This window comes from Enorma phocaeensis (assembly GCF_900186505.1).
In the GTDB taxonomy this organism is placed as follows: Bacteria; Actinomycetota; Coriobacteriia; order Coriobacteriales; family Coriobacteriaceae; genus Enorma; species Enorma phocaeensis.
This window is the reverse complement of record NZ_LT891970.1, coordinates 375,765-388,115: the sequence shown is the minus strand read 5'-3', so window position 1 is coordinate 388,115 and position 12,351 is coordinate 375,765. Positions and strand designations below refer to the sequence as shown.

13 protein-coding genes are annotated in these 12,351 nt (G+C 59.2%); 9 read left to right on the top strand and 4 right to left on the bottom strand.

Going from position 1 to position 12,351, the window contains the following annotated elements:
• Positions 1–463: 463 nt before the first annotated feature.
• A complete protein-coding gene (locus C1717_RS07985; protein ID WP_077071169.1) occupies positions 464–1,441 on the bottom strand; it encodes a DUF4268 domain-containing protein in 978 nt (325 codons plus the stop codon).
• Between the two features lie 123 nt (positions 1,442–1,564).
• Between C1717_RS07985 and C1717_RS07980 the strand changes: the two genes are divergently transcribed.
• Complete coding sequence (locus C1717_RS07980) at positions 1,565–2,050, top strand: McrC family protein (protein ID WP_204224165.1); 486 nt, start codon at positions 1,565–1,567, stop codon at positions 2,048–2,050.
• A gap of 167 nt (positions 2,051–2,217) precedes the next feature.
• On the opposite strand, the gene C1717_RS07975 is transcribed toward C1717_RS07980, so the two are convergent.
• Both C1717_RS07975 and C1717_RS07970 read right to left on the bottom strand, forming a co-directional pair.
• A complete protein-coding gene (locus C1717_RS07975) occupies positions 2,218–3,180 on the bottom strand; it encodes an Abi family protein (RefSeq protein WP_019129041.1) in 963 nt (320 codons plus the stop codon).
• 223 nt (positions 3,181–3,403) lie between these two features.
• Positions 3,404–3,730 (bottom strand): hypothetical protein, encoded by a 327-nt coding sequence (locus C1717_RS07970; RefSeq protein ID WP_077071170.1) that lies wholly within the window; start codon positions 3,728–3,730, stop codon positions 3,404–3,406.
• A 197-nt stretch (positions 3,731–3,927) separates the two neighbouring features.
• Here C1717_RS07970 and C1717_RS07965 point away from each other — a divergent pair, with 197 nt between their 5' ends.
• Both C1717_RS07965 and C1717_RS07960 read left to right on the top strand, forming a co-directional pair.
• Positions 3,928–4,596, top strand: coding sequence for a DUF3990 domain-containing protein (locus tag C1717_RS07965; RefSeq protein WP_077071171.1), 669 nt, complete (start codon positions 3,928–3,930; stop codon positions 4,594–4,596).
• A complete protein-coding gene (locus C1717_RS07960; RefSeq protein ID WP_077071172.1) occupies positions 4,577–5,269 on the top strand; it encodes a helix-turn-helix transcriptional regulator in 693 nt (230 codons plus the stop codon). The genes C1717_RS07965 and C1717_RS07960 overlap by 20 nt, the downstream gene beginning before the upstream one ends.
• Positions 5,270–5,301: 32 nt before the next feature.
• Here the strand turns inward: C1717_RS07960 and C1717_RS07955 are convergent, their stop codons facing one another.
• On the bottom strand, positions 5,302–5,970 hold the full coding sequence (locus C1717_RS07955) for an MBL fold metallo-hydrolase (protein ID WP_102372676.1): 669 nt from the start codon (positions 5,968–5,970) through the stop codon (positions 5,302–5,304).
• A 187-nt stretch (positions 5,971–6,157) separates the two neighbouring features.
• On the opposite strand from C1717_RS07955, the gene C1717_RS07950 reads away from it, so the two are divergent.
• The 6 genes from C1717_RS07950 to C1717_RS07920 all read left to right on the top strand — a co-directional run bounded on the left by C1717_RS07950 (position 6,158) and on the right by C1717_RS07920 (position 12,255).
• On the top strand, positions 6,158–6,697 hold the full coding sequence (locus C1717_RS07950; RefSeq protein WP_102372675.1) for a hypothetical protein: 540 nt from the start codon (positions 6,158–6,160) through the stop codon (positions 6,695–6,697).
• A gap of 174 nt (positions 6,698–6,871) precedes the next feature.
• Positions 6,872–7,546, top strand: coding sequence for a response regulator transcription factor (locus C1717_RS07945; protein WP_102372674.1), 675 nt, complete (start codon positions 6,872–6,874; stop codon positions 7,544–7,546).
• Between the two features lie 132 nt (positions 7,547–7,678).
• Positions 7,679–9,475: a HAMP domain-containing sensor histidine kinase gene (locus C1717_RS07940; protein WP_180965887.1), complete on the top strand. Its 1,797-nt coding sequence runs from the start codon at positions 7,679–7,681 to the stop codon at positions 9,473–9,475.
• Between the two features lie 229 nt (positions 9,476–9,704).
• Positions 9,705–10,373, top strand: coding sequence for a DUF4867 family protein (locus C1717_RS07935; RefSeq protein WP_102372672.1), 669 nt, complete (start codon positions 9,705–9,707; stop codon positions 10,371–10,373).
• 141 nt (positions 10,374–10,514) lie between these two features.
• A complete protein-coding gene (locus C1717_RS07925; RefSeq protein ID WP_180965886.1) occupies positions 10,515–11,006 on the top strand; it encodes an InlB B-repeat-containing protein in 492 nt (163 codons plus the stop codon).
• Between the two features lie 292 nt (positions 11,007–11,298).
• Positions 11,299–12,255 carry a tRNA dihydrouridine synthase gene (locus tag C1717_RS07920; protein ID WP_102372670.1) on the top strand — a complete coding sequence of 319 codons (957 nt, stop codon included), beginning with the start codon at positions 11,299–11,301 and terminating at the stop codon, positions 12,253–12,255.
• The last annotated feature ends 96 nt before the right edge of the window (positions 12,256–12,351 follow it).

Below are 12,351 nucleotides of genomic sequence, written 5' to 3'. Positions count from 1 at the left end.
ATCTTTACTGATATCAGTCGTGAAGTAGCTTGGATATGCGAGCGGTATCGACATGCAAATCCGCGCTGCGGCAATCGTAGCATGAGCCTAGAAGTCGTAAGAACAAGCTTTCAAATTGTCAGACGGGTCTCTATACGGAAAAGCAAAAACCGGTGATGTCTGTAGTTTACATGCTGGGCATCATTGCTCGTGCGCCAGTCGGCTAGAACTCTCCCTGTTCTGCTTCGAGTGCGTCGTGAACTTCTTTGTGTCGAGGTTCAAGTATCTGCCGCGTTCGCTAATACGCATTTTTTACATCGCGTCTGGATAGGGCTTTTTCATGGTTAACTCGGATGCAGGTTCGGCATGCGGACAGGTCGTGAATGCAACAGCACTGTTGCATGACTTCAGCTTAGGAATCATGCGCTACATATAATAGGCGGCTTATAGCTCAGCCAGCTGTTCTCAAAATATGATTTTGCGTTTAGTTATCAGTCGTCAGGGCGCTTGCTTTACTTTCGATCGTCTCGAACTCATTCTCCAGGCGAACCATTTCATTTTGAAGAGCCGTAATCATGTTAAGCTGCCAATCTATGAATTCCGGCCACTTCTCACGATTGGCTTTGATGTCATGGCCGCTCTTATAGAAACGAACGCCTTTGCTTTTCCTGTTATATGGTGTTCCGGCAATACCGAGTGCTTGTTCAAGCTCTTGACGGCGAGAGAGGACAAAGTCGCCAAAATCGGTATCGTGCACACACGCCTCTACACCAATCTGTTTCTTCTGCGTATTAATCAAAAGTACCAGATGGTATCTTATCGAGCCTGCTCCTAATTCTGTCCAATGATGCGCTTGCGGCTTGTGCGGTTTAAACGATTGTGAAAAGGTCTCGTTTTGAGCAGCGCAGTCGACGTACGTCTGCCAGTATTCGAGTTTGATGCGCTCAGTTTCCGAGAGATCCGACTTGGCTTTTTCCGCACGTGCCCACTCGTTGGGTGATTCTACTACGTTGAATCGAGGAGCCATGGGAGAGTCGCCAATGCGCCACACCTCGATTTCAACCAAGAAGAACGCGCAGTCGCTGTCTGTGTGTTCGTTGAGCCATTCGATTGCGTTGCGATGTTCGTCGCGCGCACGCGCAACGACCCAGATCACCACACCTGCTCCTTTGCCTGCGGCATATGTAATGATTTTTCCCAAGTGATCATGGTTGGTATCTTCGAGCTGGTTTTCGATAATCACCTTACGCTCTGTGTCAGCCTCTTGAGCAAAGATGTCTACCGCAAACGAGCCGACTGCACTTTCTGTATCCTTGAGCTCGAGTTCAATGGAACAGGCATCGCCAAGCATGGTGAGGTTTTCTTCTTGTGCAAGCCACTTGGTAAAGTTAAGTGCTTCATGTGGCCAGACGTCCCGGACGTTTACCTTTTCGATCTTTCCGAGTTTGGGCTGATTTGCCATGGCTTTGCTTTCTGCGCGGCGCGGTTATGAATTGGAATAACTGTACCACGAGGATGCTAGGGAGGAATTCAATATGCTCGCCAGCGGAGGCGCTTTGCTGAGGCGTATCGCCTGAGAAAAAAGGTGCGGCTTGCCGACGTCTTGAACGGCGACTCGCTGCATCGGCTGTACGAGAAATTCATCCTTGAGTACTACTGCAAGCACTGGAACTGGCTGCATCCCGCCGCGCGTGAGATCGGTCATGGGATAGGCGATTCGGCGCCAGCCTTCTTGCCGCGTATGCTCACGGACGTGACGCTGGCCAACGGAGACAAGTGTCTCATCATCGACGCGAAATGCTACGGAACGATTCTGGGCACCCACTACGACAAGGAGATTCTCTCACCGGCGAACTTGAACCAAATCTTCTCGTATGTCATGCATGCGGCGAACGCGTTTGACGGCGAAGCCTCGGGCATGCTGCTCTATTCGAAGACGGAGGGCGCGGAACTCGAGAGCGAGAGCTGGTTGGAGCTGGGTCATAGCTACCATGTGCGAACGCTCGATTTGAACCAGGACTTTGCTGGCATCGCCGCGCAGCTCGATGCGATTGCGGAGTTATTGGGCTAAGGTATGTGCGGGCGCCTCGCACCAAGGTAAGCTAATTTATGCAAGATTTCACGCATAAGAAAGGCCCGACTCATCGGGCCTTTCCAGGTGTAGACCGAAGCCTTCCACCGCGATTGGTTGTAGTCTAGCATACCCGGAGTTCTTTCGCCATTTCAGCGATAGGCAGTTTACCCATTGCTCGCATATTTCCGTAAAGCGGTAAGCTTATTGCGCGCGGTTGTTTTGATGATTTTGGAGTAGATGTTGAAGGGCAGTTCAGCGTAGAAGACCTTCAAGATGTTTTCATAGCCTGAAATGAACTGCTTGCATTCGGTTTTAGTCAAACGCATCTTGCGCATGAGGTAGGCGATGAGAACGATGTAATCAGTTATGTCGGAGAAATCGACGCCGACAACTCCTGTTTCCTGCTTTATGAGTTGAGCAACTCCAGAGTGGACAGCGCCGGATCGGAAACGAACATCGAGCACAACACCATTATGCGCAACAGCATTCCGGAGATCTTTTAGGGCAAAAATAATGTCTTTTAGGCGGCGCTCCGATTCCAAGTTGGTGGGCATATCAAGATCGCGAACGATGGACGTTTGAACACGCTTGTTGAGACATTCGTAGAATGCGCCAAAATTGCCAAGTGTCATAACTTCGAAAATTGCCCAGATGGGGATATCCTTGTCAGCATCACGGAAATGGCCAATGACGTCACGATTTTTATGGTTGCGAAAGATGAGGTTGTCAATTTCGCCGCGCAGTCGTTGGCGTCTATCCCACGCTTTGCGATATCTATCCCCTCTGTAGTTTCGGTAATCAGTGAGGCTTTGCTTCCAAATGTTTTCAAACGTTGCCGAGCCCGTGTCTTTGAGAACGGCTTCAAGCGTATAGTTTTTGAGGCATGTTTCAATTTGCACGACATGGGGGTAAAGCAGCGTTTTGACTTGCATGTCAAAATCGTAGAGAGCGGCAACCTGTGAGAAGTCCGTGAGTGGAAGTCGGTTGCTTGCTTTTCCCGCAAAGCGGTAGCCCTTGTATCCATGATAGTAGCCAATATTCTTAAGCTTGCGCTTCTGGGCTGAGCCTTTGATTGCTATGCCGCAATTTCGTAAATGCTTCATGAGCGAATTGAGCGTTTTGGGCATTGTGATGCTCCGAGATTCAATAAGGTAACGGAAGCATATTCTACCGCTGGAAATGGACGCGTCGTGTGGGATTGTTCGCGAGGTTGATTATTTGGAATCAGATCACTATGCCGTGCATTCTTTTCGTGCGAGGTTTTGCCCCGCTTGATCAAGGAGGCTCTCGATGCGGCAAAGCGCAGTATCGCGAGACGCTCGAACTCACCAAGATGGCACCGCACTGCCCCTACCTATACGTCACCAGCGTATGGAACCCTTCCATGCTGCCGGTGAGTCCCTGGCCTTGGATCGAATTGAACTTTACGTCCAGGATCTCGTAGCCGTCGTCCTGCATGGCGCTGACAATCGCGTCGATCTGCCCGGTGTACTTGTTCTCGCACTCGAACGTCTGGTTGAGGAACTTCGAGAAGCTGTTCAGCATCACGACGTGCACCTTACCGTCCTTGGGCGCGAGGCTTGCGCGCACGGTGTCCCGGTATTGGAACATGCCGTCGTTCCGGTACTGCTGCGCCTTGTTTTCGAGCTTTTCCTCATGCGAGCCAAAGATTCCCATAATGCGTCCTTTCGAATGGTGAACGATGGCGAGCCTGCGTCTTTAGGACATCGTATCGCACTGGGACGACTGCGGTCTTTGAGCACATGGGTGAGCGGTCTGCAAGTTGGGAGACAAACAGCCGTATAGCACATCCTGCTTTTGTGATACTATCACTACAGTGATACTTCAGATACAGAAACGGAGGCGGTGGCGTCGTGATCCTCTGGCATGGGTCGTCCGAAATCGTTAAGCAACCGCGCTTGGAGCTGTGCCGTCCATACAACGACTACGGCGCGGGCTTCTACTGTACCGAGCATGAAGACCTCGCAAAGGAATGGGCGTGCCCTGGCGAAGCGGATGGGTTTGCGAATCGCTATGAGCTTGCTACGGACAAGCTCGCCATCCTCGACCTTTCTAGCTCGGAATATTCGGTGCTCACTTGGCTCGCTTTGTTGCTCGCAAATCGCCGTGTCGATCTCTCGAATGCCATCGCTCGCACCGCTCGCGACTACCTGCTCGATCGCTTTCTCATCGACACATCGGGCTTCGACATCATTCGCGGATACCGTGCAGACGATTCGTACTTTTCGTTCGCGCGGGCGTTTTTGAACAACACGATTTCCGTAGCGCAGCTTTCCGAGGCTATGCGTTTGGGAAATCTGGGCGAGCAGGTTGCGCTTACCAGTGCGAAGGCGTTCGAGCGCATCCAATGTACCGGCTATGAACTTGCGTCTTGCGAGATCTATCACGCGCGTAGGGCCGAACGCGATCGCCGTGCGCGGAGCCAGTACCAATCTCTTTGCGCGCAGCTCGATCGCACCGGGCTGTATGTTCGCGTTATCCTGCTCGAGGAGGTCGATCCCCATGACCCACGTCTCTTCTAAAGGCCGTGGCGTCGTTGCCCGCGCGTACGACGTCCTCTACCTAGAAGACGCCATGTCCTGCCTTGCATGCTTCTTCGACTATGCGGCTTGGGACTACGGTGCCGAAGGATTTGAGGTTGCGAACCTTTTTGCGTCGAGTCGGCTTGCCCGGCAGTTCGAAACGGGGGCACCGTGGGTGGTTTCTGGGCGGTCGGGCATCGAGCTCTTCTGGGGCATGTGCGGCGAGCTTGGTTACGACGATGAACAGGCGATGATCGAGCAGGGCTTTCGACCAGACAGGACGCCTGAGTATTGGGCGGGCTGGATCGCCGCGTACGTCCAATGGCGGTTTGCGCTTACGTTCCGCACGGTTTTCGATGTGTTGCCGTTCGATGTGCTTGTCGACTTGTACGACCCGTGGCACGAAGCATCCGAAGAGCGTGTGGCTCAGTTGTTTGCGGAGCGGATGACAAGCTATCAGGGGCAGACGAACCTCGCGCGCATGCGGAGTGCCTGTGGATACACACAGCGTGAACTCGCCGAGCTATCTGGTGTTTCACTGCGGTCGATACAGATGTATGAGCAGCGCAACAAGGATATCAACCGGGCGCAAGCTTCCGCCGTGGCGCAGATTGCTCGCGTGCTTCACTGCCGGGTAGAGGATCTGCTCGAACCGGTTGTTGCGGTGGCGTAGCCCGGTATGCGACGTCTGCGGGGTGCAGCGCTCTACCGCTCAACCTTCCGCACGACTTCGATCCCCGGCGCGACCTCGGCAGCGAACTCGTCGAAGTCTTCCCGCGCGCCCACGATGCTGCCGTAATGGATGGGCACCACGGTCTTCGGGTGCAGCGCGTTCACGAACGCTGCGGCCTGATGCGGGTCGCACGTGTACGTCCCGCCGATGGGCACGAGCGCCACGTCGCACGTCACCTGCTCGTTATCCGGGTTCTGGTCGGTGTCGCCCGCCGCGTAGTAGCGCACGCCGTCGACGGTGAGCACATAGCCCAGCCAGCCGTGCGTCTGCGGGTGCATCCCCAGGCGCTCCGGCTCCACGTTGTATGCAGGCACGGCCTCGACGGCAACGCCGGGCAGCTCGAGCCGCCCGCCCGCTTGCAGCAGGTGCACCGCCGTCGCCCCAATCTCATCCGCCACACGGGCTACCTCGGCACCCATGCTTGCCGGTGCCACGAGTTCGGTGTGGTCACCCGCCACACGCGCGATGTCCTCCGGCGAGAAGTGGTCGAAGTGCGCGTGGGTTATGAACACGTAGTCCGCGTCGTGCGCCGCCTCGGCATCCGTGAGGCTGAAGGGGTCAAGGTAGATGACCACGCCATCCTTGCTCTGGATGCGGATGGCGCTTTGCGTGAACACGCGGACGTTCTCGAGGCTGGTCATGGGCGTTCCTTCTTGGGTTGTTCTGCGCCGGGCATATCCCGTTCATACCCCATTTGCGCGCTCAGAGCCGCGGCAGATTCTCTCAGCTATTTCTCAGGTTCCTTCGGCATTATGACCATGCGCCCAGAGGAAGGCGCAAGGATTAGCGAAAACCGCTCGAAGCGGAACGCAAGAGAAGGAGGACATCATGAAGAAGCTCGACCTCGCCAACCCCAAGCTCGCCCTCGTCCCCCTGTGCATGATCGGCCTGTGCGGCGTGCTCTTCCTGACCGGCTGCGACACGTCGGCGGCAAGCGCTCTGGTTTCAGGTGCGACGAAGGGACAGAGCGTGGTAGCAAGTGTCGACGACGCCAATGGCGCGAACCAGGCTCCGGCGACCACGCAGGCTCCCGCCCCGGGCGCTACGGACTACGACGATGGCAACACCAACTACGACGACGGCGCCACGGACTACGACGGCGCCACGGACTACGACGGCAACAGCGTGTACGAATCGGGTGACAGCCTCTACGACGATTCTTGGGATGACGGAAACAGCGGCTACGATGACGGCGCTTCTGCCTACGTCGCACCCGCGCCCGCCCCCGCGGCTTCGGCACCCGCGGTCTCTGCTCCCGCTACGGGCAACAGCGGCTACAGCAACTACGACTCCGACAGCGGCTACGACGCGGACAGCGGCTACGACGCGGACAGCGGCTACGACGCGGACAGCGGCTACGACGACTAGCGCGGCGATGTTAAAAAACCCCTGGGGTTATTTTACATGCTGTAAGGAAACGGTAAGGCTTTTCGGATAGAGCTACCACTTGCCGAAGGAGGGGCGCTACGCTGCAAGGGCGGGCGCCCTTCTCCGTAGAATCGACTTGCACGGTGCGCTCTGAGCGGAATGGATGGGATTCATATGCGCGTCTTGGTCGTTGAAGACGAGGAGAACATCGTCGCGTACCTCAAGGCGAGCTTGGAAGACGAGGGTTTCACCGTCGATATCGCCTGCGACGGCAACACGGGTCTGGAGATGGCGCTCACCGAGGCGTACGACGTCATCACCCTCGACATCATGCTCCCCGGCATGAACGGCTACAACGTGTGCGGCGAGCTGCGAGGCGCGGGCATCACGACGCCGGTGCTCATGCTCACTGCCAAGGATGGCGAGTACGACGAGGCGGATGCGCTCGATATTGGTGCCGACGACTTTCTTCGGAAACCCTTTTCGCTTGTGGTGCTGGTAGCGCGCCTGCGAGCGCTGCTGCGGCGCGGGGCGAGCAAGGGTTCGGCAAAGCTGCAGGTGGGTGACCTCACGCTCGATCCGGCTTCCAAGGCCGTCGAACGCGGCGGCACGGCGATCGAGCTCACGCCGCGCGAGTTCGCCTTGCTGGAATACCTCATGTACAACGCGGGGCAGGTGCTCACCAAGACGCAGATCCTCGACCACGTGTGGTCGCCGGGGTACATGGGCGGCGACAACGTCGTCGAGGTGTACGTGGGCTACCTGCGGAAGAAGGTTGACGTGGCGTTTGGGCAGCGTCTCATCCACACCGTGCGCGGGGTGGGGTATCGGATGTCCGAGCCAGCGTAGGGCGACGCAAGGCCGGTGTCCGGTATGGGTGATGCCGCTGGGACGTGCTGCCGCGTGGAAACGCGATGTCGCACGGGCGCGCCAGCGTGCATGACGCCGCGGGACACATTGGCCAGAAACCAGGGAGAGACCATGCATCTTTTCAAAAGCATTCGAGGGAAGGTTTCGGTAATCACCGTCGCGGTGTGCGCGGCTGCCATGGTCGCCATTACTGCCGCCGTTGCGCTGGCGACGGGCTGGGCGATCAGCGCCACCATCTCGGGCAGTCTTGATCAGCGCCTCGACGAGATCGAAGCGCAGGTCGCTGCCGGCCAGATGCCCGACGAACTGCGCGGGACCGGCGCCGATCTTGTACAGATCATCGATGAGTCTGGAAACGTGGTGGCGTCGAGCGATTGGGCGAGCGACGTGGCACCCATCTCGGAGGGTGGTCTGGCGCCGGGAGAGGAGCGCCGCGGCGAGCGTGAGCGCGTCTCTCTGAAATTTGATATGGCTGATGAGCAGCCTGCCGAAGACGATGCCGACGACGTGGCGCCGCAGGCGGAGGAGCGCGAGCAGGCGGATCCCTCGGCAACGCCGCAAAGTAGCCCGTCACGTCCGCAAGCTTCCGCGCCGGCAGCCTCTTCGAACTATAACAGCGGGTATTCGTCTGCTCCCGCTCCGTCGCAGCCGCAACAAGCTGCCTCGAATTACGACGACGGGGGCAACTCCGGCTACGACGACGGAGGTGCTTCCGGCTACGACGACGGGGGCGACTCCGGCTACGACGGCGACGCCTCGGTGCGCGGCCGCATCCATGCACATGCACGCCATTTCGTGCAGCAGCGGCTTCCCTTCGTGGCGGAGCAGGCGGGCGCATCGTCTGCCCAGGAACTTTCGGTATCGGTCGAGGAGATGCACATCGACGCCACTACGGCGCTCGGTATCGAAGGGCCGATCCTCGTGGTGGAGCGCGGCGTCCAGACGCCCGATGGCGTGGTCACCATCGCCGCGCTGACGTCGCTCGCTCCCGCGCGCGAGGCAATGAGGACGGTCGCCATCGTACTTGCCATCGCCATGCTTGGCTCCCTGTGCGCAGTCGCGGTGCTCTCGTGGTTCGCCGTCGCGCGCACGCTCGCGCCGGTCGAGCGCATGCGCGCGGAGGCCGCGACGATATCCATCGGCGACTTGAGCCGCCGCTTGCCCGTGCCGGAGCACGATCGCGACCTGGAACCGCTGGCAACCACGTTCAATGATATGCTCGCGCGCCTCGAGGCTGCCGTCGCGGAGCAGCGCCGTTTCGTCTCCGATGCGTCGCACGAGCTCAAGAGCCCGGTGGCGGCTATTCGCGTCATGCTCGAGACCATGCGCGACCATCCGGACGCGGTTGACGCGGATACGCTTGCAAACGACCTGCTCTCTGAAAACGAGCGTCTGGGCGGTATTGTGAGCAACCTGCTGTTGCTCGCGCGCCAGGATGAGGGCGTGTCGCGTTTGGACAAGCAGCAGCTCGACCTGTGCGACCTGCTCTATGAAGAGGCCTCGTCTTTGAAAGCGAGGGCGTCGTGCGAGGTCGATGTTTCCGGTGTGGAGCCGGTGGTGTGCACGGCAGATCACGAGGCGCTTTCGCATGCGGTGCGCAACGTGCTCGACAACGCAGCGCGCTATGCACGGAGTCGCGTGGCGATCTCGTGCCGCAATGTTGAGAACGCGGACGGCGAATTCGTCGAGATCGTTGTGAGCGATGATGGGCCGGGTATCCCGGAACAGGATCGCGAGCGCGTGTTCGGTCGGTTCGTACGCCTGGAAGAGGGTCGTTCGCGCAAGAACGGCAGTACCGGGCTGGGTCTTTCTGTGGTACGGACGATCGCGCGGCAGCATGGCGGCGATGCGCGCTTTATCGACCCCGAACTCGGCGGCGCGAGCATCGCGATTCGCATCGAGGCGTAACCGAGAGCCCCTTCGACGCCTCCTCTCTATCTGTTTTGAACTGCGCCACCAAAGCTGACATTGAGAAGCATAACTTACAGGAATTTGACCTACATCGACGATAAACGGGGATGTAGAGCGAATCTGTGCATGCGAATCGCGCGATAATCGACGCATGCGACGTTGCCGGTGCGGGTGCGCCGTCCGCGCTGCATGTCAGTCGAATCCCAGCAGAAGAAGGGGAGACACCATGCTCATCGAATCCATCTATGACGAATCATTCCGCAACTATGGTCGCGTGTGGGCAGATGTTCCCGCCGCGTTCACCGAGCCCGTGGTCCACGCGCTCGCCGAGCACGCGCCTTGCCCGGAGGACGGCACGAAGTACGAGGCCAGCGCCGCCGCACTCGAAGAGCTCGAGGTCGCGCCCGCGCTCAAGGGGCTTCTCTTCGGCGGTCGCCCCACTCAACTGGGTTGGTGCTGCGGTCATAACACGCGTCTCAACGCCCTGGAGTACCACCGTTCCAGCGAGTTCAACCTCGGTGCGGACCACTTCATCCTGCTCCTTGCGAAGCAGCACCAGATAGAGGGGATGGGCGTCGACGCCACGCTCGACATGTCGCTCGTGCGCGCGTTCCGCGTGCCTGCCGGTGTGCTCGTCGAAGTCTTTGCCGACACCCTGCACTATGCGCCTTGTCAGACAGGCGATGAGGGCTTCCGCACGCTCGTCGCGTTGCCCCAGGGCACGAACGGCCCTCTGCTGGAGCTCGATTCTGCGCTTGCCAACGCCGGCGATGCCCCGCTCCTCTGGGCTGCCGATAAATGGCTCATCGTGCACGCGGAGAGCAACAAGGCTGCCGCCGGCGCCCACGTGGGTCTTCAGGGCGAGAGCATCGATATCGCGGAGGATATCGCGTAGTAGTCAAGCAGCATACGGCATGGGCGCGGGCGCAAAAGCGAAGTGCCTGCACGAAGAAAGAGGGCAGCCTCATGAAGATCGCTATTCCAACCATGGGCGCGGGCGGCCTCGAGTGCGAGCGCTCGGGTCATTTCGGCCACTGTGGCTGCTTTATCCGGCTGGACGCAGAACGGTGCTGCGGTGGGCTCCTTCGACGATCCCTCCGCAGCTCAGACCACCTTCACGATGCCGGCGGGTGCCGTCGAGCTCACTGCGAACTACGATGCGCATAGTCTGGCGCACCACGACGGACAGGATCCCACCTGCACCGACCCTGGCTGGGCTGCCTATGACGAGTGCGCCTGCGGCTACTCGTCCTATCAGGAGATCCCTGCTGCCGGCCATAGCTTCGTAGACGGCGTCTGCACCGTGTGCGGCGAGAAGGAGTCGAGTCAGGATCCGGACCAGACGACCCCCGTCAATCCTGAGCGCCCGGCTGAACCCAGCGAGCCCGGCTCGTCTGAAGGGCTGGAGCAGGAAGCGGCCGCCATTCCGGCTACGGGTGATATGAGCATGCTCGCGGTGGCTGCGGCGGCGGTTGTTGGCGCTGCGGTGCTCGCAGGCGGGCTGCTCGCAAGGCGGCACAGGAGCTAACGCGACGGTACGACAACCTTTATCTAGATGAGACTTTAGGGCGGATGCTTAGGTAACGGGCATCCGCCCTTATCGTCTGCCGTGCGCTGCATGCCAAGTCTCACTTCAAGACTCTCCGCAAGACGCTCCATCGTGCCTCTCTATGCTGGGCCATTGAACCGGTTTCGGTTTAGGCAAGGCGGCGAGCGCTTCTTCGCCGTATGCAGTCCGCGCTACAATGTCTCCATTTGATGGTAGCCGCCCTCGATGCGGCTTAGGTGCCGCGGCAGGAGGGAAAGGGGAGCCGACGCCGATGATATTCTCGCTTGCCCCCATGGAAGGGATCACGGGAAGCGTATTTCGCAGGGTCCACGCGGAGTGCTTCGGCGCCCTCGACCGCTACTACACTCCGTTCCTCGCTCCGCCGCAGGTAGGCTCTTCGTTTGGCGGCAAGGCGTATAAAGAGGTCGACCCGGAGCGCAACCAAGGTCTCGACGTAGTTCCGCAGCTGCTCACCAACGATGCAGACAAGTTCGTGTGGGCAACGCAGGTGCTTGCCGATATGGGCTATGCGGAGGTGAACTTGAACCTGGGGTGCCCTTCCGGGACGGTCGTTGCCAAGGGGAGGGGTGCCGGCTTTCTCAGAAACCTCGGGGAACTCGAAGGGTTCCTGCAGGAGGTATGCGACCGGTCGCGTCTTCCGATTTCGGTCAAGACGCGGGTCGGTGTGCTGGAAGACGCTGAATACGAGAAGATCCTCGAGCTGTACTGCCGCTTCCCGCTCCAGGAGCTCATCGTCCATCCTCGTGTTCAGAAAGATCGCTACCAGGGCGTTCCGCGCCTGGAGCCCTACGGCGAGACGCTCAGACGGGCGCCGTTTCCTGTGGCGTATAACGGGGACATCTTTGGGACCGATGACATGGCGGCGTTACTCGAGGCGTATCCGGAGACGCGCCACGTGATGCTCGGCCGCGGCATCCTCTCCAACCCCGCGCTGGCGCGCATGCTCAACGGCGGGCAGGCTGCCGCAGCAGCCGAGCTCAAGCACTTCCACGACAAGCTCTTCTGCGCCTATGAGGAAGAGATCGGCGGCAACGCGGTGTTTCGCATGAAGGAATGGTGGTACTACGCCAAATATTCCTTCGCAGACCCGCAGGTCGTGCATCGCGCGGTGCGGAAAGCTCGCAAGGTGGGGGAGTACGAGGAAGCGGTCGAGCGCGTGTTCCAGACGCAGGGGCTGAGCGCGGAGCCGCGCTTCGGGGGGTTCTAGGCGGATGCTTCCTGCCGGGCATCCCGGCGACCGGTCACGTCCGGTTGCCCCTGTCCGCGTGGGCGGGTATCCTAGTCACTCCAACATCGAATGGTC